Source organism: Streptomyces sp. NPDC055243, assembly GCF_044544025.1.
Classification (GTDB): domain Bacteria; phylum Actinomycetota; class Actinomycetes; order Streptomycetales; family Streptomycetaceae; genus Streptomyces.
This window is the reverse complement of sequence record NZ_JBITWR010000006.1, coordinates 247,083-273,264: the sequence shown is the minus strand read 5'-3', so window position 1 is coordinate 273,264 and position 26,182 is coordinate 247,083. Positions and strand designations below refer to the sequence as shown.

20 protein-coding genes are annotated in these 26,182 nt (G+C 72.1%); 5 read left to right on the top strand and 15 right to left on the bottom strand.

Annotation, left to right across the window (positions count from 1 at the left end; translation table 11 throughout):
- Positions 1–20: 20 nt before the first annotated feature.
- The gene (locus ACIGXX_RS19840; protein WP_399977276.1) at positions 21–1,067 is read right to left on the bottom strand and encodes a 3-oxoacyl-ACP synthase; all 1,047 of its coding nucleotides are present in this window, start codon (positions 1,065–1,067) and stop codon (positions 21–23) included.
- Positions 1,064–2,026, bottom strand: a complete 963-nt coding sequence (locus ACIGXX_RS19835; RefSeq protein ID WP_399977273.1) for an AfsA-related hotdog domain-containing protein — start codon at positions 2,024–2,026, stop codon at positions 1,064–1,066. The genes ACIGXX_RS19840 and ACIGXX_RS19835 overlap by 4 nt, the downstream gene beginning before the upstream one ends.
- 292 nt (positions 2,027–2,318) lie before the next feature.
- Between ACIGXX_RS19835 and ACIGXX_RS19830 the strand changes: the two genes are divergently transcribed.
- Complete coding sequence (locus tag ACIGXX_RS19830; protein ID WP_361470084.1) at positions 2,319–3,320, top strand: ACP S-malonyltransferase; 1,002 nt, start codon at positions 2,319–2,321, stop codon at positions 3,318–3,320.
- A gap of 39 nt (positions 3,321–3,359) precedes the next feature.
- On the opposite strand, the gene ACIGXX_RS19825 is transcribed toward ACIGXX_RS19830, so the two are convergent.
- The gene (locus ACIGXX_RS19825; RefSeq protein WP_351164585.1) at positions 3,360–4,022 is read right to left on the bottom strand and encodes a ScbR family autoregulator-binding transcription factor; all 663 of its coding nucleotides are present in this window, start codon (positions 4,020–4,022) and stop codon (positions 3,360–3,362) included.
- A gap of 106 nt (positions 4,023–4,128) precedes the next feature.
- On the opposite strand from ACIGXX_RS19825, the gene ACIGXX_RS19820 reads away from it, so the two are divergent.
- Positions 4,129–5,016: a ScbA/BarX family gamma-butyrolactone biosynthesis protein gene (locus tag ACIGXX_RS19820; RefSeq protein ID WP_399977269.1), complete on the top strand. Its 888-nt coding sequence runs from the start codon at positions 4,129–4,131 to the stop codon at positions 5,014–5,016.
- A gap of 61 nt (positions 5,017–5,077) precedes the next feature.
- On the opposite strand, the gene ACIGXX_RS19815 is transcribed toward ACIGXX_RS19820, so the two are convergent.
- The 4 genes from ACIGXX_RS19815 to ACIGXX_RS19800 all read right to left on the bottom strand — a co-directional run bounded on the left by ACIGXX_RS19815 (position 5,078) and on the right by ACIGXX_RS19800 (position 10,650).
- Positions 5,078–5,986 carry a zinc-binding alcohol dehydrogenase family protein gene (locus ACIGXX_RS19815; RefSeq protein WP_399977266.1) on the bottom strand — a complete coding sequence of 303 codons (909 nt, stop codon included), beginning with the start codon at positions 5,984–5,986 and terminating at the stop codon, positions 5,078–5,080.
- A gap of 102 nt (positions 5,987–6,088) precedes the next feature.
- A complete protein-coding gene (locus ACIGXX_RS19810) occupies positions 6,089–7,930 on the bottom strand; it encodes a GMC family oxidoreductase N-terminal domain-containing protein (protein ID WP_399977263.1) in 1,842 nt (613 codons plus the stop codon).
- Positions 7,878–9,800 carry an AMP-dependent synthetase/ligase gene (locus ACIGXX_RS19805; RefSeq protein ID WP_399977260.1) on the bottom strand — a complete coding sequence of 641 codons (1,923 nt, stop codon included), beginning with the start codon at positions 9,798–9,800 and terminating at the stop codon, positions 7,878–7,880. Before ACIGXX_RS19805 ends, ACIGXX_RS19810 begins: the two co-directional genes overlap by 53 nt.
- Before the next feature lie 139 nt (positions 9,801–9,939).
- Positions 9,940–10,650: a TetR/AcrR family transcriptional regulator gene (locus tag ACIGXX_RS19800; protein WP_399977257.1), complete on the bottom strand. Its 711-nt coding sequence runs from the start codon at positions 10,648–10,650 to the stop codon at positions 9,940–9,942.
- Positions 10,651–10,719: 69 nt separating this feature from the next.
- Here ACIGXX_RS19800 and ACIGXX_RS19795 point away from each other — a divergent pair, with 69 nt between their 5' ends.
- The 3 genes from ACIGXX_RS19795 to ACIGXX_RS19785 all read left to right on the top strand — a co-directional run bounded on the left by ACIGXX_RS19795 (position 10,720) and on the right by ACIGXX_RS19785 (position 14,246).
- The gene (locus tag ACIGXX_RS19795) at positions 10,720–11,190 is read left to right on the top strand and encodes an SCP2 sterol-binding domain-containing protein (RefSeq protein WP_351164592.1); all 471 of its coding nucleotides are present in this window, start codon (positions 10,720–10,722) and stop codon (positions 11,188–11,190) included.
- A gap of 33 nt (positions 11,191–11,223) precedes the next feature.
- On the top strand, positions 11,224–12,447 hold the full coding sequence (locus ACIGXX_RS19790) for an acyl-CoA dehydrogenase family protein (protein WP_361470074.1): 1,224 nt from the start codon (positions 11,224–11,226) through the stop codon (positions 12,445–12,447).
- Positions 12,448–12,554: 107 nt separating this feature from the next.
- A complete protein-coding gene (locus ACIGXX_RS19785; RefSeq protein ID WP_399977252.1) occupies positions 12,555–14,246 on the top strand; it encodes a hypothetical protein in 1,692 nt (563 codons plus the stop codon).
- A gap of 61 nt (positions 14,247–14,307) precedes the next feature.
- On the opposite strand, the gene ACIGXX_RS19780 is transcribed toward ACIGXX_RS19785, so the two are convergent.
- From ACIGXX_RS19780 to iolC, 8 genes are all read right to left on the bottom strand, one after another.
- Positions 14,308–16,020: a von Willebrand factor type A domain-containing protein gene (locus ACIGXX_RS19780; protein WP_399977249.1), complete on the bottom strand. Its 1,713-nt coding sequence runs from the start codon at positions 16,018–16,020 to the stop codon at positions 14,308–14,310.
- 255 nt (positions 16,021–16,275) lie between these two features.
- Positions 16,276–17,175 carry an ABC transporter permease gene (locus ACIGXX_RS19775; RefSeq protein WP_399977246.1) on the bottom strand — a complete coding sequence of 300 codons (900 nt, stop codon included), beginning with the start codon at positions 17,173–17,175 and terminating at the stop codon, positions 16,276–16,278.
- Complete coding sequence (locus ACIGXX_RS19770) at positions 17,172–19,823, bottom strand: alpha/beta fold hydrolase (protein WP_399977243.1); 2,652 nt, start codon at positions 19,821–19,823, stop codon at positions 17,172–17,174. Before ACIGXX_RS19770 ends, ACIGXX_RS19775 begins: the two co-directional genes overlap by 4 nt.
- 125 nt (positions 19,824–19,948) lie before the next feature.
- Positions 19,949–21,451 (bottom strand): CoA-acylating methylmalonate-semialdehyde dehydrogenase, encoded by a 1,503-nt coding sequence (gene mmsA / locus ACIGXX_RS19765; RefSeq protein ID WP_351164598.1) that lies wholly within the window; start codon positions 21,449–21,451, stop codon positions 19,949–19,951.
- Positions 21,452–21,468: 17 nt separating this feature from the next.
- Positions 21,469–23,343 carry a 3D-(3,5/4)-trihydroxycyclohexane-1,2-dione acylhydrolase (decyclizing) gene (gene iolD / locus ACIGXX_RS19760; protein WP_361474267.1) on the bottom strand — a complete coding sequence of 625 codons (1,875 nt, stop codon included), beginning with the start codon at positions 23,341–23,343 and terminating at the stop codon, positions 21,469–21,471.
- A 16-nt stretch (positions 23,344–23,359) separates the two neighbouring features.
- A complete protein-coding gene (gene iolB, locus ACIGXX_RS19755) occupies positions 23,360–24,175 on the bottom strand; it encodes a 5-deoxy-glucuronate isomerase (protein WP_351164600.1) in 816 nt (271 codons plus the stop codon).
- Positions 24,176–24,184: 9 nt separating this feature from the next.
- Entirely contained in the window at positions 24,185–25,066 is an 882-nt protein-coding gene (locus tag ACIGXX_RS19750) for a deoxyribose-phosphate aldolase (protein ID WP_351164601.1), read from the bottom strand.
- Entirely contained in the window at positions 25,059–26,057 is a 999-nt protein-coding gene (iolC, locus tag ACIGXX_RS19745) for a 5-dehydro-2-deoxygluconokinase (RefSeq protein ID WP_351164602.1), read from the bottom strand. Before iolC ends, ACIGXX_RS19750 begins: the two co-directional genes overlap by 8 nt.
- Between the last annotated feature and the right edge of the window lie 125 nt (positions 26,058–26,182).

Below are 26,182 nucleotides of genomic sequence, written 5' to 3'. Positions count from 1 at the left end.
CATGGGGGGGGAGGGAGCGGTCACGGCCGTCGTACGACGACGCCGCTCCAGGTGAATCCCGCGCCCGCGCTCAGCACCACGGCGTACTCGCCGGTGCGCAGCGCCGGGGTTCTGCTGCCGGACAGCGCCGCGAGGTTGGAGAACAGGTCTCCGGCGCCGAGGTGACCGGTCGCCGTGCCGAGGTCGAGCGCCGGGGCGGGCGTGACGGCGGCCACCGCGGGTCCGTAGATGTCCCGCGTGGTGGCCTGTCCCAGGCGCGGCAGCAGTACGGCGCGCAGGGCGGGGTCGTCGGGGGCGAGGCCCGCGTCGGCGAGCGCGGCGGCGACGACCCGGGTGGTGGTCTCCCGCAGCCGGGCCACGAACGGCCCGCGCCCGGCGCCCGTGAGGAAGGCCTTCTTCGTCCGTCGTACGTCGACGGTGGCGCCGACCGTGTGCGGGGCGTCCTGGAACCGGCCCAGGTCCCGGTGGACGACCTCCAGATCGGGGGCGGCCTCGGTGACGAGGGCCCGGAGCAGCAGCCCGCGCTCCCCCCCGCCCTCGCCCGGGGCGACGCGGTCGACGACGGCCGCGGTACCGCTGTCGCCGTACCAGACGCCGTAGTCACCGCGCCAGCGGTCGAAGCCGGGTGCGCAGAACCGGTCTCCCGTGGTGACGAGCACGGGGCCGTGTCCGGCCACCGCCATGTGCCGCAGGAGCGCCCCCTCCAGGGCCGCGCCGCCGCCGTTGCACATCTGCTGGATGCCGGTCGGTACCGCGCCGACCGCGCCGGTCCGCTCGGCCACGTAGTGCGCCGGGGACCAGAAGTCGTGGCCTTGGTAGTACGTCCACGCGTGCAGGACGGCGCTGACGGACTCCGGTGCGGTGCCCGCCCGTTCGAGGGCGCGCAGGCCCGCCCGTACGGCCATCTCGGGCGCCGATTCGCCCTCCGAAACCGGGAGTTGCTCGTACCCCATCGACGCGGCCTCGTCCGGCGCGGCCTTCCCGTCGGCGACCGCGGCGGACGCCTTGACGGTGGTGGCGGGCAGCCATTCGGCGGCCGTGACGCGGATGCCGTCCGGTGCCCTCATGCCGCCCGGTCCTCGTCCTCAGGAATCCGTGCGGCGGCAAGGGTGGCGGTGTGCGTCACGCCGGACGCGACGACCACCTCGTCCTGCTCGAACTCCACGTGGAACGTGTGCAGTCCGGCGGCGGCGCCGGGCTCGGCCCTGGTGACGCGCACCTTCGTGGCGGCGTCCAGTTCGGCGTACCGCGTGAAGGAGAAGTCGAAGCCCGTCACGGTGGTGTGGGACACCGAGGCGCCGAGGAGTTCGGCGGCCGCGTAGAGGCAGGTCTGCCGGGCCGCCTCCATCAGGACCATGCCGGGGAGGTGGTCCTGGGCGTGGTCGAACATGCTGGGGTTGTCCAGCGGGACGCGGATGGTGGCCGTGACGCCGTCCGATCCGGTGGCGATGTCCGCAAGGACCACGTTCGCCGGGTCGGAGCGGCCCACGTCCGAGGGCCGCACGGACGAACCGGTCCCGCGCAGCCCCGAGAAGGGCGCCAGCGGCCTGCCGCGGCCCCGCGCGCGGACGGTGTCGTAGACCTGGCCGGGGATGTAGCCCACGTCGATGCTCACCCGGCCCAGGTAGTGCCGGGAGAGGGTCAGGTCGATGTCGTAGGTGAGCCGGCGCACATCGCCCTCGGCGCCCCTGCGGTTACCGGTGCGCACGCCCATGACGAGCTCGCCGGGGCGCTCTTGGCGCGGCGCCGTGAGCAGGCCGGGCAGCGACATCGACCAGGAGCGCAGCAGGAACTTGCTGTCCCTGGCCACCCCGAAGAACTCGTGTCCGCCGTAGGTCTCCGCCTGCCGGGCGCATTCGAGCACCAGGAGCGGGTCCGGTGTGCCCAGGCGCGAGCAGCGGTCGGCGTAGTAGGAGTGGGCCGGCGGGAGTTGTGCGGCGGCTACGTATTCCGTGTCGCTCGTCTTCCTGGCGTCCGTGAGGAAGACCTCGGAAATGGCCCAGCGGTGCAGGGATGCGCGATCCACGGTCCTCTTGAATTCCAGCTTCTCCGCCCCTGGTGGGAAACCCCGTGGAACCTCGGCTTTCATGAATCCATCCCCCTCGATAACGTCCGTGAATGTGCCCGAGACCCCCTGTGTCCAGGGGAGTTGGCGGGCACGGAGACCAGCATCGGGGGTGCGGGCCAATGTTCAACTCAAGCCGGACACGCGCCGGGGACAGTTGTCCGGCGCTTGTTCCCGGCTTGAGTTCACGCTCCCGACAATCGTCTGGCGACATGTTCGGCCGGATGCACGCTGTTGTCGGGAGGATTTCTCAGTGGTCACTCAGCAGGACTTCGAGCGGGGCCCGGAACGGGGTTCCGGTCAGGCCTCCGAAAACACCGGTTCTTCGACGGCCGCGCTCTTTCCGGGGCAGGGCGTGCAGCGGCAGGGCCTGGGCACCCGCTGGCGCGGTACTCCGTCGTGGGAGGTGCTCGCCACCGTCTCCGAGGCCTCGGGGTACGACGTCGAGGAGCTGCTCCTGGAGACCGGTACGGAGCTGCTCGGGCGGACCGATCTGGCGCAGATCACGGTCTTCAGCGCCTCACTGCTGTCCTGGCTCGAGTTCCGCCGCTCGCGGCCGGACACCCCGGTGGCCGCGTTCGCCGGTCACAGCCTCGGGGAGTACACGGCGCTGGTGGCCGCGGGCGCCCTGACCGTCACCGACGGCGCCCGTCTCGTCGGCGAGCGGGGCCGGGCGATGGCGGCCGTGGCCCGTCGCGCCCCCGGCGCCATGGCGGCGGTGATGGGGGCGACGTCGGAGGAGGTGGAGGCACTCGCCGAGCGCGTGCGCGAGAGCGGCGAGAGCGTGTGGGTGGCCAACCTCAACAGCCACCACCAGACGGTGATCGCGGGCACCGCGGGCGCCATCCGGCGCGGGGCGGAACTCGCGCGCGACGACGGCTGGCGCTACACCGTGCTCCCGGTCTCCGCCGCCTGCCACACGCCGCTCATGGCGCCGTCGGCCGAGGCGCTCCGGCCGGCTCTCGCCGCCGCCCGGTTCGCCCCTGTGCACCGGCCCGTGGTCTCGAACGTGGACGCGCGTGCGCATGCCGAAGGCGGCGACTGGGCCGACCGGTGCGTGCGTCAACTGGTCAGTCCCGTGCGCTGGTTGGAGACCCTCGGCACCCTGGCGGACTCCATGGGCTGCGACCAGATGATCGACTTCGGCCCCGGCCGCACGCTGGCCGCGCTCGCGCGCCGTGCCCTTCCGCACGTTTCCGTGGCCTCCGCGCCGATGCCCGCACCGGAACCGGCACCCGAGCTCGCCGCGAAGTAGGCGGGCGCGGGGACCGGGAGCGCCGTCCGGTGCGAGGACTCAGTGGGTGATGCCGGACGCTTCCAGCCTGGCCATCGGCATGTCGGCGTACAGCGCGACGGCGCGTTCCACCGACACCTCCAGCTTGGCGAGGACCAGGGGTGCGGCGATCGCGGGAAGGACGAGCTGGAACAGCTTGGCCACCTCGACGGTCAGGTCGTAGTCGTCGGGCAGGCCTTCGCACACCACGCTCGTCCCGGTCCAGGCGCACACCAGGATGCGCGCGGTCTCCGTCGCGTCGACGTGCGCGTGCACCTCGCCGCGTTCGCGGGCCTCGCCCAGCAGCCCCGCGAGCAGCTCCGTCCAGTCCTGCCAGCGCGTCCCGAACAGGCGCCGCGCCTCCAGGTCGACCGACATGCGCAGGGCCGCGCTGAGCATCGGCTCGCGCGGCAGCCGGTAGGCCAACAGCAGGAGCACATCGACCAGTTCCTGCAGCTTGAGGCGGTTCGGCCGTACGCCCTCGGTGGTCACCGCGTCGTCGAGGACGCCCCGTGCCAGGTCCGACTTCGACGAGAAGTGGAAGTACAGGGCTCCTTTGGTGACTTCGGCCCGCTCGAGTATCTCCGAGACCGTCGCCGCCTCGTAGCCCCGCTCGTCGAAGACGGCCGCGGCTGCTTCCAAGATGGCTCTGCGGGTCCGGACTGCCCGCTCCTGTCGCGCCACGGTTAACGCCTCCTTAAGATCATCGTTACTTGAAAAAGACCAGGCTGCCGGTATGTTACTGGCATTGGTTGAACTGCCACGCCTTAACCACACCATGGGGGGATCCATGTCCAACGTACTGTCCGTCGATTCCATACCGAGCGCGACCCCGCGGGGCGGTGAAATCGCGGCCGTCCCCAAGGAGTTCCTCCATCTGCACCGGGAGGAGTCGGCCCTCGTCACCGGCTGGACGCGACTCGGATCGGACCAGTACATGGTCAATGCCGCCTGGCCCCCGGCCACCGGCGAGGCCCCTTACGACCCGCTGGTCCTGACGCAGACGATCCGCCAGGCATGCCTGCTGATCGCGCACGCGGAACGCGGTGTCCCGCTCTCCCACCAGACGCTCATGGACCGCCTGGACTTCTCCCTCTCCCCCGGCTTCCGTGCCGCCCTTGACGAAGCCGTGCACCTCGTCCTGGACGTCACCTGCCACAGCACCGGCCCTCGCGCGATGAGCGTGGAATTCGTCGTCCGCCACGACGGCCGCGCCGTCGGCGACGCGACCCTCGACTTCAGCTGGATCGGCCCCGCCGTCTACCGCCGGCTGCGCGGCGAGCACCTCCAGGTCGACTGGGAGCAGGTGCCGTGCGCCCCGGCCGCCCCCGCCGACCTCGCCGGATGCGCCGAGCGGAGCCGCGTCGCCATCTCGCCCGCCGAGCGGCCCGGCCGGTGGCTGCTGCGCACCGACACCTCCGACGTCGTCCTCTACGACCACCCGGTCGACCACGTGCCCGGCCTCGCCCTGATCGAGGCCGCCCACCAGGCCGCCCACGCCCTGACGGGACCTGGCGCGCCGCAGGCCCACCAGGTGAGCAGCACCTTCGACCGCTACGTCGAGTTCGACGCGCCGTGCTGGATCGAAGCGGCCGTCGAGGGCTCCGACGTCCGGGTCACCGGCACGCAGGACGACTCGACGGTCTTCACCGTGACCCTGCGGGGCGCAGCGGCCTGATCCGCGGACCTCGGAACCAACCGCCACGGCGGTTGGTTCCGAGGCGCTGCGAGTGCCGGGCTCAGGGACGCAGCGTCAGCTTCCCGGACGTCTTGCGGTCCAGCAGGTCGCGGTGGGCCAGACCCGCGTCCGCCAGCGCGTAGGAGGGTCCTTCGACCGGCCGCAGACGCCCCCGCGCGGTCAGGTCGAGCAGCTCGCGCAGCGGCTCGGCGAACGCGCCGGGCCGGGCCAGCGTGGGGCGCAGCCAGAAGCCGACGACGGCCGCGTTGAGGGACCGCATACGGGCGTCGTCCAGCGGCGTGAACCCGGTGCGGGAGGCGCTTCCATAGGTGACGATGCGCCCGAAGTCGGCCAGCGAGTCCAGGGCCCGGTCGAAGAGCGCGCCGCCCGTGCCGTCCAGGATCACGTCCACCGGCTCGTCCAGCGGGTAGTCGACCGCCGCGTCGGCCCCCAGCTTCAGGGCGAGCTCACGCTTCCGCGGCGTGGAGGCCATGGCCAGGACGCGGCCCGCGCCGAACTCCCTGGCCAGTTGCACGGCGATGCTGCCCACGCCGCCCGCCGCCGAGTGCACCATGACGCTCTCGCCCGCCGTGAGACGGGCCGCGCCGCGCAGCAGGTGCCAGGCGGTCACTCCCTGCATCAGCAGGGCGAGCGCGTGGGCGGCGGGCAGTTCCTCGGGGATCTCGAAGACCGCCGCCTCGTCGGCCACGGCCGTCTCCGCGTAGCCGCCCCTGACCTTGGCGAGGACCCGGCGCCCGTCCGGGGTCCTGCCGACGACCTCACTGCCCGGAATGTACGGGAGCTGGTCCGCGGCCAGATACGAGCCGTCCGTCTGATGGGTGTCGGCGAAGTTGACCCCGGCGGCCTCGACGGTGATCGGCAACTGCCCCGGCCGGGGCACGGGTTCCGGCACATCGACGAGGCCGAGGACTTCCGGTCCGCCGAATCGGTCGAACTGTATGGCACGCACAGTGAGCTACCCGTCTGATGAGTGTGAGGCGGCCGAAGAGGCACGGATGACCTTGGCACGGTACTCGGTCGTCCCCGCCGGGCGGACGGGCGGATTCCCTCGCTAGTCCGGCAGCCGCAGCTCCCCGAACGCGCCCTTCGGCACCGCGGGCCTGCGCGGTGCGACCGCCGCCACCCGGGCGTATCGCGCACCCTGCTCCGGACGCCCGTCCGCCTCCCCCTTGTTGGGCCAGTGCGCCATCGCCCGCTCGGCCTGGGCCGTGATCGTGAGCGAGGGGTTCACGCCCAGGTTCGCGGAGATCGACGAGCCGTCCACCACGGAGATGCCCGGGTGGCCGTAGAGGCGGTGGTAGGGGTCGATCACCCCCGTCGTCGGCGAGTCGCCGATCGGGCAGCCGCCCAGGAAGTGGGCGGTGAGGGGCTTGTTGAGGAGCTCGCCCAGGTTCGTGCCGGCGAAGCCGTTGATGCGCTCCGCCACCAGGCCCGCCGCCTCCCAGCCCTCCGCGATGTGGACCGGGTTGGGCGCCCCGTGGCCCTGCTCGGCCGTCAGGAGGCGGCGGCGTCCCAGGCGGGTGGTGAGGGAGTTGTCGTGGGTCTGCATGACGAGGCCGATGATCGTGCGCTCCGACCAGCGGTGGGTCGACGCGACGCGCGCCACGAGCAGGGGGTGGGTGAGGAAGGCGAGCACGGCGGCCAGCGGCTTGGGGAGGTTGCGGCGGTACTGCGGGACGCAGATCAGCGCCATCAGGTTGGAGCCCTTGCCGTAGCGGACGTTCTCGATGTGCGTGGTGGGGTTCGGGTGGATGGAGGAGGTGATGGCGACGCCCCGGGTGAAGTCCAGGGGGCGGCCCTTCCCGTGCTTCTTGCGGTAGCGGCGCGGGAAGGTCACCGCGCCCACCAGGGCCTCGGAGTTGGTGCGGGTGAGCCTGCCCAGCCGCTCCGAGAGGCCGGGCAGGACTCCCTCGTCCTTCATGCGGTGCAGCAGGGTCTGGGTGCCGTACGTGCCCGCCGCGAGGACGACGTGGCGGGCGCGCAGGACGGTGCGGCGGCCCCTGCGGCGCCTGGCGGTGGGGACCGTCACGACCTCGTGGCCCCCGGCGGTCTCGCGCACCGACACCACCGTCGTCATCGGGCGGATCTCCGCGCCCGCCCGCTCGGCCAGGTAGAGATAGTTCTCGGTGAGCGTGTTCTTGGCGCCGACCTTGCAGCCCGTCATGCACGAGCCGCACTCGGTGCAGGCCGACCGCGCGGGACCGGCTCCGCCGAAGTACGGATCGGGAACTTCCGGACGTGGTCCGGCCGTTGACGGACTGGAGCCGGTGGCGCCACCGGTACCGCCAGCCCGCACGCCATCACACCCGCCGGCAGCCCCGCCCTCGCCGCCCGCGTCCGCCCCGTCGCCGAAGAACACGCCCACGGGCGTCAGCCGGAAGGTGTCCGCCACCCCCATCCGGTCCGCCGCCGCCCGCAGGTGCTCGTCCGCCTCGGTCGTGGTCGGGTTCTGGCGTACGCCGAGCATGCGCCGCGCCTGGTCGTAGTACGGGGCGAGTTCCGCCCGCCAGTCCGTGATGCCCGCCCACTGCTTGTCCTGGAAGAAGGCGGGCGGCGGCACGTAGAGGGTGTTCGCGTAGTTCAGCGAGCCGCCGCCCACCCCCGCGCCCGCCAGCACCATGACGTTGCGCAGGAGATGGATGCGCTGGATGCCGTAGAGCCCGAGGGCCGGGGCCCACAGGTAGTTCCTCAGGTCCCAGGAGTCGCTGGGCAGTGTCTCGCGGGTGAAGCGGCGCCCCGCCTCCAGGACGCCGACGCGGTAGCCCTTCTCCGTCAGGCGCAGGGCGGCCACCGAACCTCCGAACCCGGAGCCGACCACCAGCACGTCGAAGTCGTACGCCTCACTCACCGTAGAGCGCCTCGATCTCGTCCGCGTACGCCGCCGCCACCGCATGCCGCTTGATCTTCAGCGACGGCGTCAGGAGGCCGTTGTCCTCGGTGAACTCGCCCTCGACCAGGGAGAATTTACGGATGGACTCGGCGCGCGAGACCGCCGTGTTGGCATAGTCCACGGCCTTCTGGATCTCCGCGATCATCTTCGGGTCCCGGCACAGTCCGGCGAGCGGGGTGTCCTTGGGGCGCTTGCGTACGGCGAGCCAGTGCTCGACGGCCTCCGGATCCAGGGTGATGAGCGCCGCGACGTACGAACGGTTGTCGCCGACGACGATGCACTGCCCGACCGGCGCCCGGCTGCGCAGCCGGTCCTCCAGGATCGCCGGGGAGACGTTCTTGCCGCCGGACGTGACGATGATGTCCTTCTTGCGCCCGGTGATCGTGAGATAGCCGTCGCCGTCGAGCGCCCCCAGGTCACCCGTCGCGAACCACTCGTCCCGCAGCACGGCGTCCGTGGCGGCCGGGTTGTTCCAGTACGAGCCGAAGACGATGCCGCCCTTGATGAGCACCTCCCCGTCGTCCGCGATGCGTATGGAGGTGCCCGGCACCGGAAGTCCCACCGTGCCCGGGCGGGGCTTCAGCGGCGGCGTGATGGTCGCGGCGGCCGTGGTCTCCGTCAGGCCGTACCCCTCGTAGATGATGATCCCGGCGGCGTAGAAGAAGAGGTTGAGGCGCCGGTCGAGGGGCGAGCCGCCGCTGATCGCGTAGCGCAGCCTGCCGCCGACCTCCTTGCGGATGCGGCGGTAGACCAGCAGTTCGTACAGCGCCCAGCCGAGGTGGAGGCCGACGGAGGGGCCGGGGCCGCGCTTGTCGAGGAACTTGTTCAGATATGCCTCACCGAACCGGACCGCGATCCCCTCGGCGCGGTCGAAGGACGCCCCGCGCCCGATCTTCTCCGCGGTCGCCCGCCCCGTGTCGTGGATCTTCTCGAAGAGATACGGGACGCCGACGACGAACGTCGGCCTGAACGACCGCAGTTCGGGACGCAGTTCGTCCGGCTTGATGCTCGGGCAGTGGCCCAGCTCGATGCGGGCGAGCATGCAGGCGATCTGGATGGTGCGGCCCAGGATGTGGGCCAGCGGCAGGAAGAGGAGTGTGGAGGCGACCTGGCCCGTGATCTCCTTGAAGATCGGGTGCAGCAGGTCGACGGTGTTCGCGGCCTCGGCGTGCAGATTGCCGTGGGTCAGGACGCAGCCCTTGGGCCTGCCGGTCGTGCCCGACGTGTAGCAGATGGTGGCGATGGAGTCCGGGGCCAGCGCGGACCTGCGCTTGGTCACTTCCTCGTCGGACAACTCCCGTCCCAGCGAAGCCAGTTCGAGAAGCGCGCCGTCGTCGATGTTCAGGAGGCGCGGCGGCTCGGCGAGGCCCCCGACCGCCGACTCGGCCGTCGCGACGTTCTCCGCCGTCTCCGCGATCAGGAGCGTCGCTCCCGAGTCCCGCACGATCCACTCGATCTGCTCCGCCGCCGACGTCGCGTACACCGGCACGGTCTGCCCGCCCGCCGCCCAGATCGCGAAGTCCAGTACGGCCCACTCGTACCGCGTACGGGACATCAGCGCGACCCGGCCCCCCGGCTGGAGCCCGGCGGCGATCAACCCCTTCGCGGTGGCGGTGACCTCACGCGCGAAGGCCGCCGCGGTGACCGGACGCCACTGGCCGCCCTGCTTGCGGCGCAGGACGACCGCGTCGGGCGCCTCGGCGGCGTTGGTGAAGGGGATGTCGGCGGTGCTGCCCGCGGTGGCCTTCGCCGCGAGCCGGGGCGTACGCGCCTCGCGCACGGTGCCGTGCTCGTCCCGGACGAGCTCCACCGCGGCGCGCTCCGCCAGCCCGCTGTGGCGCTGCGCCCGTTTCAGATCCTTGCGTACGCCCATGACGGCTCCCGGCTACCGGCTGAAGTAGATGATGCGGTGCGTACTTACTGGGAGGTCAACTTACTCAGGCGTAGGGAAAGTTCAATGGGGCGGACAGCGAAGAATCAGCGGGCGGTCGTCACGCCGGTGACAAGACCGCTCACTCCGGCGAGGGAGCCGGTGAAGGAGCCGAAGCGGAGGCCCCCGCGGCCCTCCCGCCCGGCACCCAGACCTCCCCCTCCAGCACCCGCCCCATCCCCACCCACACCATGTTCATCAGCCGCAGGGTGACCCCCTCCGGGGACTGGCCCGGATGCCCGCCCATCCAGTCCGTGAGCGAGTCCGCCGCGCCCACCAGCGCGTGCGCGACGAAATCGGCGTCCTCGTCGTCCAGTTGGGAGCCGCCCGCGCTCTGCGCGATGCCGTCCGAGACAAGCCCCGCGACCTGGGCCATCACCGCGCGCCGCGCGTCGGCCACGGCGGAGGCGATCGCCTCGCTCAGCTCCGAGGCCTGGCGGTGCAGGACGACCCAGCTGTCGCGGTGCTCGGCGACGAACGCGAAGAACGCCGACAGGCCCGCGTGCAGGCGCAGTTCGGGCGCGCCGCCCCCGGCCTGCGCCGCGCCCTGGAAGGCGGCGACCAGGCGGTCGGCCTCGCGCCGCAGGCAGGCGAGGAAGAGCCCCTCCTTGGAGTCCAGATAGAGATAGACCATCGGCTTGGAGATCCCGGCGAGCTCGGCGATCTCGTCCACGGACGCGGCGTGGTAGCCGCGCTTGGCGAAGACCGTCACCGCCACATCGATGATCTGCTGCTCGCGCTCCTGGCGCGGAACGCGCCGACGCCGTCCCTCAGTTCTCCCGTTGACCGTCACCCTTGCAGCCTCCCAGACTCGGGGCTACCTTACCCCTTAGTAAGTTTACTGTTGAGTAAGGAGATTGCCATGGCGGACGGTGTCGGCGGTGCGGAAGGTGTGGCCGGTCTGGACTTCGCGAGCGTCACTCCGGAGGAGTTCGCGAAGATCGTGAAGGGGCTCTCCGGCAAGGAGATCACCGAGATCGCCCAGGACGGCGAGCTGCGCGCCCGCGTCCTCCAGGAGGTCTTCGGGCGGATGGGCCGGCAGTTCAAGCCGGAGGCGGCGGGCTCGGTCGAGGCCCTGATCCGCTGGAAGATCACGGGAGTCGACGAGATCGTCCACGAGACGGAGATCTCGGCGGGCACCTGCACCGTCCGCGAGGGCCGCTCGGACGCCGAGCCGCGCGTCACGCTCGTCATGGCCGACGCCGAGTTCCTCAAGCTGGTCTCCGGCAACGCGAGCCCCGTGACGATGTTCATGATGCGCAAGATCAAGATCGTGGGCGACGTGGCGTTCGCCGCCGGTCTGACCCGCTACTTCGACATCCCGAAGGCCTGACGGACACACCGACTTCCGGAAAGGAGAGACACCATGGCCTTCTCGTTCGAACTGACCGAGGAACAGCGGGACCTGCGCGGCTGGGTGCACGGCTTCGCGGCCGACGTGGTGCGGCCCGCGGCCGCCGAGTGGGACGAGCGCGAGGAGACGCCCTGGCCCGTCATCCAGGAGGCCGCCAAGATCGGCCTGTACGGATTCGAGTCCCTGGCCGAGCTGTTCGGCGACCCCAGCGGAATCTCGCTGCAGATCGCCAACGAGGAACTGTTCTGGGGCGACGCGGGCATCGGCATGGCCCTGTTCGGCACGTCGCTCGCGGTGGCCGGGATCTTCTCCGCGGGCACGCCGGACCAGCTCGCCGAGTGGGTGCCGCAGTGCTTCGGCGACGAGGACGAGCCCAAGGTCGCTGCGTTCTGCGTATCCGAGCCCGACGCGGGCTCGGACGTGTCGGCCATGCGCACGCGCGCCACGTACGACGAGGCACGCGACGAGTGGACCCTGTCCGGCCAGAAGGCGTGGATCACCAACGGCGGCATCGCCGACGTCCATGTGGTGGTCGCGTCCGTCGACCCGGCCCTCGGCTCGCGCGGGCAGGCGGCGTTCATCGTGCCGCCCGGCACGCGGGGCCTCGAAGGCGCCCGGAAGATCAAGAAGCTGGGGCTTCGGGCCTCGCACACCGCGGATGTGTTCCTGGACGACGTACGCGTGCCGGGGCACTGTCTGCTCGGCGGCAAGGAGCGTCTCGACGCCCGGCTCGCGCGGGCCCGCGAGGGGACGGCGTCGGGTTCCGGAGGCCGTGGGCAGGCCGCCATGGCGACCTTCGAGGTGAGCCGGCCGACGGTGGGCGCGCAGGCGCTGGGGATCGCGCGGGCCGCGTACGAGTACGCGCTCGACTACGCGGGCTCCCGGGTCGCCTTCGGCCGCCCCATCATCGAGAACCAGTCCATCGCCTTCGCCCTCGCCGATCTGCGGACCGAGATCGAGGCGGTGCGGCTGCTGATCTGGCAGGCGTCGTGGATGGCGCGCAACGACAAGGCGTTCGACGCCGGGCAGGGCTCGATGTCCAAGCTGCGCGCCGGCGAGCTGGCCGTTTCGGCGACCGAGAAGGCGGTGCAGGTGCTCGGGGGTGCCGGGTACAGCAGGGAACATCCGGTGGAGCGGATGTACCGGGACGCGAAGATCTACACCATTTTCGAAGGGACGAGCGAGATCCAGCGGCTGGTGATCGCGCGGGCGATTTCGGGGCGTCAGATTCGCTGAGCGGGGCGGGCCGCCGGCCGCGGGCCGGAAAGCCGTGCGCACCGCGGATCACCTGCCTGGCCGGCTCAATCCCTTAAGCCCCCGCTGACCGGCGCCGATAAAAGATCATGACGTCGACGCACCTCTCCCTCCGCGAGCCCGACGCCGTCCTCGGGCTGCTCAACGGCCGACGCGGCGTCGGACGCACCGTCCGGCGCGGCGTCCTGTGTCTGCTGCCGGCCTGTGTCATCGCGTTCGCCGGGTTCCAGCGGCGCTGGATGTCCGACGACGGGCACATCTACGTCCGCACGGTCCGGCAGATCCTGGCCGGCAACGGCCCCGTCTTCAACGCGGGCGAGCGCGCCGAGTCCTCCACCGGCACCCTCTGGCAGTGGCTGCTCGTGCTCGCGGGGCTGCCGGGCATCGACATCGCGCGGGCCGCGATGTACGGCGGGCTGCTGCTCACCGCCGCCGGGTTCGCGCTCGCCTCGCTCGGGGCGCTGCGGCTGTACGCGGACAAGGCGGCCCTTCCGCTCGGCTGCCTCGTCCTGCTCGCGCTGCCGCCCGTCTGGGACTTCGCCACCTCCGGCCTGGAGACCGGCCTGGCCACCTGCTGGATCGCCGGGGCCTGGCTGCTGCTCGTGACGCGGGCGCACGCGATCGCCACCTGCGTCGTCATCGGGCTCGGCCCCCTCGTGCGGCCCGACCTGGCGCTCGTGTCCGCCGTCTTCCTCGTCGCCCAGTGGCTGATGGCGCAGCCCTCGCGGCGTGCCACGTTCGGCGGTCTGGCAGCGGCCCTCGCGCTGCCGGTCGCGTACGAGATCTTCCGGGTCGGGTACTACGGCCAGCTGATGCCGCTGCCCGGCGTGACCAAGGAGGCCTCGCAGAGCCTGTGGGGGCGCGGGGCCGACTACTTCGCCGACTTCGCGGGGCCCTACTACCTGTGGGTGCCCGCGCTGTTCCTGCTCGCGGCCCTGCTGCCACCCGCGCCGACGCGGCGGAACCCCGGTTTCCTGGTCCCCGCGCTCGCGCCCGTCGTCGCCGGGCTCCTGTGCTGGGCCTACGTCATCAAGGTGGGCGGCGACTTCATGCACGGCCGGATGTTCCTGCCGGGGCTGCTGCTCATGCTCCTGCCGGTCTTCCTGGTGCCCGTCACGCGCGCGTGGACCATCGCGGCGGTGGGCGTCGGCGTCTGGGCCCTGGCCTGCGCGAGCTGGCTGCGGATTCCGTACGAGGGACGGATCGGGCCCGGCGGCGTCGCGGACGAGCGCGGTGTGTACGTCCAGCAGAACGCCGCCCCGCACCCCTTGCACCACTCTTTCGCGGGCTACCCGAGCAACGTGGAGTACGCGCGTCTCGTACGCGAGGCCGACCGCACGGGCACCCCGAGCCTGTTCCTCGCCAGGACCCCCGCCACCGCCAACTCCCCCACCGTCACCGGCGTCTACAGCACCCTGGGGTTCAGCGGCACGGTGGTCCCCCTGAACGGGGCCGCCCTCGACCCGATCGGCCTCGCCTACCCGCTGGCCGCCCACTCCGAGCGCATCAACGGCCGCGTGGGCCACGACAAGCGGCTGCCCGACACGTGGATCTTCGCCGACCGGGGCCGCGGCCCCCTCCCCGACGGCCTCGACCCGGCTGGGGTCGCCGCCGCCCGGCGGGCGCTCGGCTGCGGACCGCTGGCCGAGCTGCGGGCGGCGACGCGCGATCCGATGACGCCGGGGCGGTTCCTGCGCAATGTCACCGGGGTGTGGGAGCGGACGTCGTTCCGCTTCCCGAACGACCCAGTGCGGGCCGAGCGGGAGCTGTGCGGCGGCTAGCGGGAGAGCTCCCGGACACCGTACGAGGGCCGACCTCCAGGCAGGCCTCTAGGCCGATCCCCTACCTGATCTCGCCCTCCTCCTCGCCCCCGCCGCCCTCGCCCCCGCTTCCGCCGGTCAGGCGGTCCGCCTGCCGGACGGCGGTCGCGAGGTCGCGCAGGGCCTTGTCGTCGTCCGACGACAAGGCCTCCGCGTTCCGCGCCAGTTCGGCGAGCGAGGGCGCGCCGGGCAGGGGCCGCCGGGCGGCGAAACCGGTGGAGGTGGACATCGGCTCGGGGGCAGGGGCGGGAGCGGTGGCCGTGGCGCCGGTGTCCGGCCGCACCGCGGGGTCGCCGGGACCGGACCGGGCGGAGGTGCCCTGCCGCAGCGCGTCCGCGAAGTACGCGGCGACCGCCGTGGTGCGCAGCCCGCGGTCGGCGTTCCACAGCCCGCCCTCCAGGTCACCGGACTCGATCTGGTTCGACTCCTCGTGCGGGGCACGGCTGTCGGGGTCGAGCCAGCGGACGCTGGCGGTCGCCACGTGGCCGCTCGTGGCGGGCCGCATCTTCACGGCGTACAGCGCGGTCACGGTGTGTCCTGGCCCGACCTCTCCCCCGTCCACGCTGTCGTCGCGGAAGTCGTCGTCGGCGACCGCGCGGTTGTCGTAGCCGATGAGCCGGAACTGCTTGACGGTCTTCGGGTCGAAGGCGACCTGCGCCTTCGCGTCGCGGGCGCGCAGCTCGATGTTGGCCGGGAGCTGCTCGCAGAAGACCTTGCGGGCCTCCTCGCTGTCCGACACGTACGTGGTGTGGCCGTCGCCCTTGTCGGCGAGGCGTTCCATCAGGGCGTCCCCGTAGTCGCTGCCGACGCCCACCCCGAAGAGGGTGATGCCGTGTTCGCCGCGGGCGTCGGAGATGCGCTCCAGGATGCCGTCGGCGCTGGTCTCACCGGTGTTGGCGAGGGCGTCGGAGAGGAGGACGACGCGGTTGGTGGCGCCGTCGCGCCGGCCGCCCACCGCGGTGTCGTACCCCGTGCGGATGCCCGCCTCGAGGTTGGTGGACTGGGTCGGCTCCATCGCGGCGACGGCCGAGTGCACCTTGCCGCGGTTCTCCCCGAGACGGGTCATGGGCAGCACCGTCTTCGCGCTGTCGCTGAAGGTGACGAGCGCGATGGAGTCGTCGTCGCGCAGTTCGTCGGTCATGATCCCGAGCGACTCCTTGACCAGGTCGAGGCGGCCGGGCTCCGCCATCGAGCCGGAGACGTCGATCACGAAGGTCAGGGCGGCGGGCGGGCGTTCGCCGTCATCGGCGTCCGCGCGGGTCGCGAGCCCCACCCGCATCAGGGACCAGCCGTCCGCGTCGGTGCGGGCCCCGTCCACGTTCACCGAGAAGCCGTCGCCCTCGGGGCGCGGATAGTCCTGGCGGAAGCTGTTGACGAACTCCTCGGGCCGCACGGTCGACGGGTCCGGGAGCCTGCCCTCGGCGAGGGTGCGGCGGGCGTAGCCGTAGGAGGCGGTGTCCACGTCCAGGGCGAAGGTGGAGAGGTAGTCGGGGGCCGGGGCGAAGTCGCGCTCTTTGCCGTCGCGTTGGCTGCCGTCCCGCTGATCCTCGCCGGGAGCGGGCGGCGCGGGCATCGGCGCGGTGCCACGGCGTTCCTTCCCGCTGCCGTCGACGGCCCGGTCGGTGTGCTCACCGCCACCGGAACTGCACCCGGTGAGCAACAGCCCGCCCGCCACGGCCGCGGCGAGCAGCCCCCGCCGTACTTTCGACCCCCGCCGTACTTTCCAGGTCCGCATCCTGGCCCCCTCGCGTCGTCGGTTCACATGACTGTGACGCGCGGGACCCCGCGAACGCTCGCTCGAAAGCGTTGCGGAAGAGTCTCGATGCGGGAACGGGCCCCTGGCCTTGAGCGGGGTCTGTCACCGGCTTCGCCGAGTTCGTCCTCAAACTCCCCCAAGCTCTTAAGGAGCAGGGGGACCCCCACGACGGGCTGAAACACCGTCGGCCGGGCTGGAGTTCTCCAGCCCGGCCGACGATTGAACTCACAACCCCTACGAAACGACGTCCTTCCGAGCGAAGCCCCTGAACGCCAGCGCGAACAGCACCAGTGCGTACGTGACCGACACCGCGGAGCCCTGGATCATGCCGCCCCACTCCATCGTCGGCTGGATCGCGTCCGCCCACGCGAACTGCCAGTGCGCCGGCAGGAAGTCCCGCCAGCTGCCCAGGGCCGTCACCGCGTCCAGGACGTTGCCGACGATGGTCAGGCCGACCGCGCCGCCCACCGCGCCCAGGGGCGCGTCGGTCTTCGTCGAGAGCCAGAACGCGAGCGCGGCCGTGACCAGTTGGGAGACGAAGATGTACGCCACGACGATCACCAGGCGCTGCGCGGCCGTCCCGGCGGGCAGTGCCCCGCCGGTCGGGATCTGCAGCGGCCCCCAGCCGTACGCGACCGTCCCGACCGCCAGGGCGATCAGCGGGAGCAGGATCATCGCCGCCGCGCTGAGGCCCAGGGCGACCGCCAGCTTCGACCACAGGAGGCGGGCGCGCGGGACGGGAGCCGCCAGGAGATAGCGCAGGGACGACCAGCTCGCCTCCGAGGCGACCGTGTCCCCGCAGAACAACGCGACGGGGATGACCAGGAGGAAGCCCGCCGACACGAAGAGGCACGTCGCGGCGAAGTTCGCGCCGGATGCCGTGGCCGTGTCCATCAGCGTCACCCGGCCGCTGCGGCCGCCCGGCGAACCGGCGATGGTGAACGCCAGGACGAGGACGAAGGGCAGCAGGCCCATCACCCCGGCCATGACCAGGGTCCGGCGCCGCTTCAGCTGGCGGACCGCCTCGACCCGCAGCGGCAGCGTGCGGCCGGGGCGGTATCCGGGAGCCGTGACACGCTCCGTGCCCGGCTGCGTGCCGGGCTCCGTGCCCAGCTCCGTGGCTGTGGCGCTCATGCGGTGCCTCCGTCGATCAGGGTCAGGAACGCGTCCTCGAGGCGGCGGTGCGGGCCCATGGACTCCACGGGCAGCTCCAGGCGCACCAGTTCGGGCAGCAGGCGTGCGGCGCTGCCTGCCTCCGTGCCGTCGAGCCGCACGAGGAGGCCGCCGTCCGCGCGGACCGCCGACGCGACGCCGGGCAGCGCGGCCACCTTGTCGACCATCGGGTCGGAGACGTCGTCGGCGAGGCCCACCAGGAGCGTGTCGCCGGAGCCGACGATCTCGGAGACCGGGCCCGCCTGGATCAGCCGGCCGCGGTCCATGACCACCAGGTGCGTGCAGGACTGCTCGACCTCGGCGAGGAGGTGGCTGGAGACGATGACCGTGCGGCCGCCCCGCGCGTAACGGATCATCACCTCGCGCATCTCGCGGATCTGCGGCGGGTCGAGGCCGTTCGTCGGTTCGTCGAGGATCAGCAGGTCCGGCATGCCGAGCATCGCCTGGGCGATCGCGAGCCGCTGCCGCATGCCCTGCGAGTACGTCCGCACCGCGCGGGCGAGCGCGTCGCCGAGCCCGGCGATCTCCAACGCATCGTCCATGCGGGCGTCCTCGGCGGGGCGCCCGGTGGCCTTCCAGTACAGCTCCAGGTTCTCGCGCCCGGAGAGGTGTGGCAGGAAGCCCGCGCCCTCGACGAACGCGCCGACCCGGGAGAGGACCGGTGCGCCCGGCCTGATCGCCTGCCCGAAGACGCGGATCTCGCCCGCGTCGGGCCGGATGAGGCCCATGAGCATGCGCAGGGTGGTCGTCTTGCCCGCGCCGTTCGGGCCCAGGAGGCCGAGCACCTGGCCCTTCTCGACGCTGAAGGAGACGTCACGCACCGCGTAGCGGTCCACCGACTTCGCGTACTTCTTGCTCAAGTCCGTGATCCGCAGGGGTACTTCCGCGAGCTCCGGGTCCGGTGCGGGGGCCGCCGTCCGGCGCCGCGCGGTGAGCAGGAGGAGCGCCGCGATCACCGCTCCGGACGCCGGGAGCCACCACACCCAGGCGGGCAGCGGCGTCGCGGCCGTCTTCACGCCGGGCGCGGTGGGGACCGACAGGCCGCCCTGCACGGACACCGTGTACGTGGCGGGCTGTGCCGGAGACGCGTAGCCCAGGTCCGTGGAGGCGAGGACGAGGCGCAGGCGGTGGCCCTTCTGCACCTCGTGGTCGACGGCGGGCAGGGTGATGGTGACGTCCTTGCCCGCCTTCGCGCCCTCCACCCGGATCGGCGAGACCAGCTGCGAGGGCAGCACCTTCTGGCCGCCGCCGGGGCCGACGTCGTACACCTTGCCGAAGAGCACGGCGTCCTCGCTGTCGGACTTGACGTGCACCCGCACCTTCGGTGAACCGGTGACGCGCAGGTCGTCCTTGAGCGGCGCCGACTGGAACGCGGCGTGCTGGCCGGGGAAGTCGAGGGAGACACCGACGCCGAGCGAGGAGAGCCGGCCCAGTCCGCCGCCGCCCGCGCCGGGAAGCGCGGAGATGGCGGGCGGCGCGGCGCCCGCGGGGTTCTCGAAGCGCTGCTCGCGCCCGCTGAGCGCGATCTTGCGCTGGTCGCTCTCCAGGCCGGGGTACTCGTCGCCGCTCGCGCCCCGCAGCTGTGCGGCGCCGTCGGTGGTGTCGACGCCGCCGGTGCGCGTGACGCGGAACGCGGGGCCGGTGTCCGCGCCCTTGTCGTCCTTCAGATAGCGGTCGAACCACGATCCGACGCGGGCCTCGACGCGCCCCGTCTCGCGGTCGCCGCCGTCGTGGCCGCCCGAGATCCAGTCGACGGACACGGGCGCGTGGTTGCCGCGGATCGCCTTGGCCGCGGCGTCGGCCTGGCCGAGCGGGAAGAGGGAGTCGGTCTGGCCCTGCATGAGCAGGGCGGGCACCTTGATGCGGTCGCCGACGGCTTGGGGGCTGCGCTCGGCGAGGAGCTCGCGCGCCTCGGCGTCCGGCTTGCCGTTCACCGCGACGCGGTCGTACATCTCGCAGAGCCGCTTCTCGAACCGCTCGCAGCCGCCGCCGGTGTTGATGAAGAGGCCTGCCCAGAGCTTCTTGAACACCCCGTCGGGGAAGAGCGCGTCGCTGAGGTTCCAGTACGTGATCTGGGTGGCGATGGCGTCCACCCGGTCGTCGTACCCGGCGGTCAGGAGGGAGATCGCGCCGCCGTACGAGGCGCCGGTCATGCCGACGCGGGGGTCGCCCTTCTTGTCCAGCTGCACCTCGGGGCGCTTCGCCAGCCAGTCGATCAGGTGACTGGCGTCGGCGACCTCGCCCTTGGGGTCGTTGAGCCCGATCTTGCCGGTGGACCTGCCGAAGCTGCGGGCCGACCAGGTCAGGACCGCGTACCCCTGGGCGGCCAGGTCCTCCGCCTGGGCGCGCAGGTCGTCCTTGCTGCCGCCGAAGCCGTGGCCGATGAGGACGGCGGGGCGTTTCTTCGACGGGTCGCCGGCGGTGAAGTAAGAGGTGTCGATCTTCGCGCCGCCCGCGCCCGTCATCCGCATCATGCGGTCCTCGCGGTGCACGGCGGGCCCGTCGTCCGAGGCCACCGCCGTCCAGGTGCCTGCGCCCGCGAGCAGCGCGACGGCGGCCACCGCGGCGAGCAGTCTGCGCTTGGGCAGCTTGGGCAGTCGTAGATCCATGCGTCAACCGTACGGGCGGCGGCCGACAACCGAGGCAGCCGGTGGTCTGAACCCGGTTGCATCCCTGGGGAGTAGGCAAAAGGGCCCGCGTACCGCCGTCGCGGTACGCGGGCCCTCTTGTGCCGTCAGTGATTGCGCGGGAAGCCGAGGTCCACGCCCGCCGGTGCGTCCGAGGGGTCCGGCCAGCGGGTGGTGACGACCTTGCCCCGGGTGTAGAAGTGCGTCCCGTCATTTCCGTAGATGTGGTGATCTCCGAAGAGGGAGTCCTTCCAGCCACCGAAGGAGTGGTAGCCGACCGGCACCGGAATCGGGACGTTCACGCCCACCATTCCGGCCTCGATCTCCAGCTGGAAGCGGCGCGCGGCGCCGCCGTCGCGCGTGAAGATCGCGGTGCCGTTGCCGAAGGGGGAGGCGTTCATCAGCGCCACGCCCTCCTCGTACGTGTCGACCCGCAGCACGCACAGGACGGGGCCGAAGATCTCGTCCTTGTACGCGTTCGCCGTCACCGGCACGCGGTCCAGGAGCGAGAGCCCGATCCAGTGGCCGTCCTCGAAGCCGTCGACGGTGTGCCCGGTGCCGTCGAGGACGACCTCGCAGCCCTCGGCCGCCGCGCCGGTGACGTACGAGGCGACCTTGTCGCGGTGTGCCGCGGTGATCAGCGGGCCCATCTCCGAGGTCGGGTCGTTGCCGGGGCCGATCTTGATCTTCTCGGCCCGCTCCTTGATCTTCGCGACGAGCTCGTCGCCGATCGCCCCGACGGCGACCACGGCCGAGATGGCCATGCAGCGCTCGCCGGCCGAGCCGTACGCCGCCGACACGGCCGCGTCCGCCGCCGCGTCGAGGTCGGCGTCCGGCAGCACCAGCATGTGGTTCTTGGCGCCGCCGAGCGCCTGGACGCGCTTGCCGTTGGCGGTCGCGGTGGTGTGGATGTGGCGGGCGATCGGCGTGGAGCCGACGAAGGAGACGGCCGCGACGTCCGGGTGCGCGAGCAGCCGGTCGACGGCCACCTTGTCGCCGTGCACGACGTTGAAGACACCGTCCGGAAGGCCCGCTTCCGAGAGCAGCTCCGCGATCTTCATCGCGGCCGACGGGTCCTTCTCCGACGGCTTCAGGACGAACGTGTTGCCGCACGCGATGGCGAGCGGGAACATCCACATCGGCACCATGGCCGGGAAGTTGAAGGGCGTGATGCCCGCGACGACGCCGAGGGGCTGGCGGATGGACGAGACGTCCACGCGCGAGGCGACCTCCGTCGACAGCTCGCCCTTGAGCTGGACCGTGATCCCGCAGGCGAGGTCGACGATCTCCAGGCCGCGGGCGACCTCGCCGAGCGCGTCCGAGTGCACCTTGCCGTGCTCGGCGGTGATCAGCTCGGCGATCGCGTCACGGTTGGCGTCGAGCAGCGCGCGGAAGGCGAAGAGCACCGAGGTGCGCTTGGCCAGGGACGACTTGCCCCACGTGGCGTACGCCTCGCGCGCGGAGGCGACGGCGGCGTCCACCTCGTCCACGGACGCGAAGGCGACCTGCGTGGTGACGGCGCCGGTCGCCGGGTCGGTCACCGGGCCGTACGTCCCCGACACACCCTCGACGGTCTTCCCACCGATCCAGTGATTGACGGTCTTCGTCATGACAAGCATCCCTACTCTCACAGGTGGCGGCGTCGGGCTGAGACGTGCCGGTCGTACTCTTTCCTGGCCTTGATCGCGGACGGTCGGTCCGCGGTCTCGGCCACGGGCACATCCCACCACGCCTGCGCCGGGGGCGGGGGCGACACTGTGTCTGCCGTTTCCGTCTCCACGTAGACACATGTGGGACCGTCGGCCGCCCGCGCGTCGGCGAGGGCATCGCGCAGGTCAGCGACTGTTTTGGCGCGGATCACGCGCATCCCGAGCGAGGCCGCGTTGGCCGCGAGATCGACGGGCAGCGGGGCCCCCGTGTACGTCCCGTCGGGGGCCCGGAAGCGGTAGGCGGTGCCGAACCGCTCGCCGCCCACGGACTCGGAGAGCCCGCCGATGGACGCGTACCCGTGGTTCTGGAGGATCACGACCTTGATCGGGATGTTCTCCTGGACCGCCGTGACGATCTCGGTGGGCATCATCAGATACGTCCCGTCGCCCACCAGCGCCCAGACCGGGCGGTCCGGTGCCGCCATGGCGACGCCGATCGACGCGGGGATCTCGTATCCCATGCAGGAGTAGCCGTACTCGACGTGGTACTGCCGGGGCGAGCGCGCCCTCCACAGCTTGTGGAGATCTCCGGGCAGGGACCCGGCCGCGTTGATGACCACGTCCTCGTCCGTGACCACCTCATCGAGCAGGCCGAGGACCTGGAGCTGCGTGGGCCGTACGTCGGGCTCGTCCGCCGCGAACGCCGCGTCGACGCGCTGCTCCCAGCGCACCTTGTCCTCGGTGTACTCGGCGACGTACGCGGGTTCGACGCGCCGGCCCTCCAGGGCGCCGGTCAGGGCCTCCAAGCCCGCGCGCGCGTCCGCGATCAGGGGCGTGCCCGCCATCTTGTGGCCGTCGAACGCGGCGATGTTGAGGTTCAGGAAGCGGACGTCCGGCGCCGTGAAGAGCGTGCCGGACGCGGTGGTGAAGTCGCTGTAGCGGGTGCCGACGCCGATCACCAGGTCGGCGGTGCGGGCGAGTTCGTCGGCGACGGCCGTGCCCGTGTGCCCGATGCCGCCGACGTCCGCCGGGTGGTCGAACCGCAGGGAGCCCTTGCCCGCCTGGGTGGAGGCGACGGGGATGCCGGTGGCGTCCGCGAGCCTTCGCAGCGCGTCCTCGGCCGCGCTGTGGTGGACCCCGCCGCCCGCGACGATCAGCGGGCGCCGCGCGTCGCGCACGGCCCGCACGGCGGCGGCCAGTTCCCGCGGGTCGGGCGCCGGACGGCGTACGCCCCACACCCTCTCCGCGAAGAACTCCTCCGGCCAGTCGAAGGCTTCCGCCTGTACGTCCTGCGGCAGCGCGAGCGTGACGGCGCCGGTGTCCACCGGGTCGGTGAGCACCCGCATCGCGGCGAGCGCGGCCGGGATCAGGGCCTCGGGCCGGGTGATCCGGTCGAAGTACTTCGACACCGGGCGGAGGCAGTCGTTCACCGACACGTCGCCCGCGCAGGGGACTTCGAGCTGCTGGAGCACCGGGTCGGCGGGGCGGGCCGCGAAGACGTCGCCGGGCAGCAGCAGGACGGGCAGGTGGTTGACGGTCGCGAGGGCGGCGCCGGTGACGAGGTTGGTCGCGCCGGGCCCGATGGAGGTCGTGACGGCGTGCGTGGACAGGCGGCCGGACTGGCGGGCGTACCCGACGGCGGCGTGCACCATGGCCTGTTCGTTGCGGCCCTGGTGGAAGGGCATGGCGTCGCCGTGCTCCAGGAGTGCCTGCCCGATGCCCGCCACGTTGCCGTGCCCGAAGATGCCCCAGGTGGCGCCGATGAGCCGCTGCCGCCGGCCGTCGCGCTCGGTGAACTGCCGGGACAGGAAGCGGACGAGGGCCTGCGCGGTGGTGAGCCTGGTCGTGGTCATCGATTTCCCTCCGCCGTCATCGGTATCCCTCCGTGTGATCGGGGTGGAAGCAGATCCGCCACTCCCGCTCGTCGCCGGGACCCGCCATCACGTTCAGGTAGTACATGCTGTGCCCCGGCTGGGCGATCGAGGGGCCGTGCCAGCCGTCGGGCACCAGCACGGCGTCGCCCGTCCGGACCTCGGCGAGGACGTCGGTGCCGCCGGGGCGTGACGGGAAGACCCGCTGGTAGCCGAAGCCTTCCTTGCCGCGCTCGTCGGCCTCGATCTCGAAGTAGTAGATCTCCTCGAGCTCGGCCTCCACGCCCGGACGGTGCTCGTCGTGCTTGTGCGGCGGGTACGAGGACCAGTTGCCGCCGGGCGTGATCACCTCGACGGCGATGAGCCGGTCGCACTCGAAGGCGTCGGCGGACGCGAAGTTGCGGACCTCGCGGGAGCAGGTGCCGCTGCCGCGGTGCTCGACGGAAACCTCCGGCGCGGAGCCGTAGCGGGCGGGGAGTCGACGCTCGCACTTCGCTCCTGCCAGGGCGAAGCGGCCTCCCGCGCCGGAGGCGATCTGGATGTGGGCGTCACGGGGCACGTAGGCGAAGTCGCTCACTCCGCTGAACACGCTGTCCCGGCCCAGCAGTTCGATGATCTCGTCTTTCGCGTGCACCGTACAGCCGCCGGTCAGCGGGAGCACGATCCATTCACTCTCCCCGGTCGCGAAGGAGTGTGTGGTGCCGGGTTCGATGTCGATCACGCGCAGCGCGGAATAGACCAGACCGGACCGCTTGGGGTCGAGTTCGAGAGCGTACGGCCCCTCGGCCGCGCTGCCCTTCGGTACGTACGTCATGTGGCCCTCCTACAGCAGTCCGACGGCGGTGTCGACGGCGCCCGCCACGTCGCCGTCGGACGGGTACAGCAGCGTGCGCCCGGCGACGAGCCCGTGCACGGTGGGCAGTTGGAGCGCGCCGCGCCACTTCTCGTACGCGGCGTCGGTGTCGTCGCCGATGTCGCCCCCGAGGAGGACGGCGGGCAGGGTCGACGCCTCCATGACGCGCGCCATGTCGTCCGGGTTCTCGGTCACCGGGACCTTCAGCCAGGTGTACGCCGATGTCCCGGCGAGCCCCGACGCGATGGCGATGGACATCGTGACGGCCTCCGCGCCCAGGTCGTTGCGGAGCGGGCCGCCGCCGGGGCCGCGGCGGCAGAGGAACGGCTCGACGAAGACGGGCAGCTTCCGGGCGGCCATGGCGTCGATCGCGCGGGCGCTGGAGTGCAACGTTTCGAGGGAGCCGGGGTCTTCGTAGTCGACGCGCAGCAGGAGCTTGCCCGCGTCGAACCCGAGCCGCTCGATGTCCTTCGCCCGGTAGCCCGTGAACCGGTCGTCCAGCTCGAAGGAGGCCCCCGCGAGGCCGCCCCGGTTCATCGACCCCATGACGACCTTGCCGTCCAGGGCGCCCAGCAGGAGGAGGTCCTCGAGGATGTCGGCGGTGGCGAGCACCCCGTCCACGCGGGGCCGCGAGAGGGCCACGCAGAGCCGTTCGAGGAGGTCTCCGCGGTTGGCCATGGCCAGCTTGTCCCCGCCGACGGCGAGGGAGCCCCGGGCGGGGTGGTCGGCGGCGATGATCATCAGCCGCCCGGTGTCGCCGAGGAGCGGGCGCCGCGCGCGCCGGGCGGCGGCCTCGGCGACGGCCTCGGGGTGCCGGGCCCGGGTCCTGACGAGTCCGGTGAGGTCAACCATGCGTCACGGCTCCCGCGGCGAGCGCCGCGTCGACCTCGTCCGGGAACGGCATCGCGGACGAACATTCGAGGCGGGACGCGACGATCGCCCCCGCCGCGTTGGCGTACCGCATGATCCGCTCCAACTCCCAGCCGCCGAGCAGCCCGTGGCACAGCGCCCCGCCGAAGGCGTCCCCGGCCCCGAGGCCGTTGAGCACCGTCACGGGCAGCGGCGGCACCTCGGCGCGCTCGCCCCGGCTGTTCATGGCGAGCACCCCCTTGGGGCCCTGCTTGACGACGGCGAGTTCGACACCGGAGTCCAGCAACGCGCGTGCGGCGGCCTCGGGTTCGCGCACGCCCGTGGCGATCTCGACCTCGTCGAGGTTGCCCACCGCGACGGTGGCCTGCGCGAGCGCCTGCGCGTAGAAGCCCCGCGCCTCGTCGGCCCGCTCCCAGAACATCGGCCGCCAGTCGAGGTCGAAGACGGTGAGCCCGGCCTTCGCCCGCCGCCGCAGCGCGGCCAGCGTCGTCGATCTGCTGGGCTCCGCGCAGAGCCCCGTACCCGTCATCCAGAACACCCGCGCGGCGGCGATCGCGTCGAGGTCGAGCTCCTTCTCGTACATCTCCAGGTCGGGCGCCTTCGGCCGCCGGTAGAAGTAGAGCGGGAAGTCGTCCGGCGGGAAGACCTCGCAGAAGGTCACCGGGGTCGGCAGGTCGGGGACGCCGCTCACCCACCGGTCGTCGACCCCGAACTCCCGCAGCTCCCGGTGCAGATAGTCCCCGAAGGGGTCCTCGCCGGTGCGGGTGACGACGGCGACGCGGCGGCCGAGGCGGGACGCGGCGACGGCGACGTTCGACGCCGAGCCGCCCAGGAACTTGCCGAAGGTGCTGACGTCGGCGAGCGGCACGCCGGCCTGCAGGGGATAGAGATCCACCCCGATCCGGCCCATCGTGATGACGTCGTACGGATCGCTGACGTCATGCGCGTCGATGACGTCGTACGGATCGGTCACCCTGCACTCCCTCTCGGCATCGCCCCTGAGATCTCCCCCAGGTCTATTCCGCCGCACGAACCCTGTCAACACATTGTCCTTACATTCGGACCACTCCTTGACACCGTTCCGCGGCGCCCTGAAAG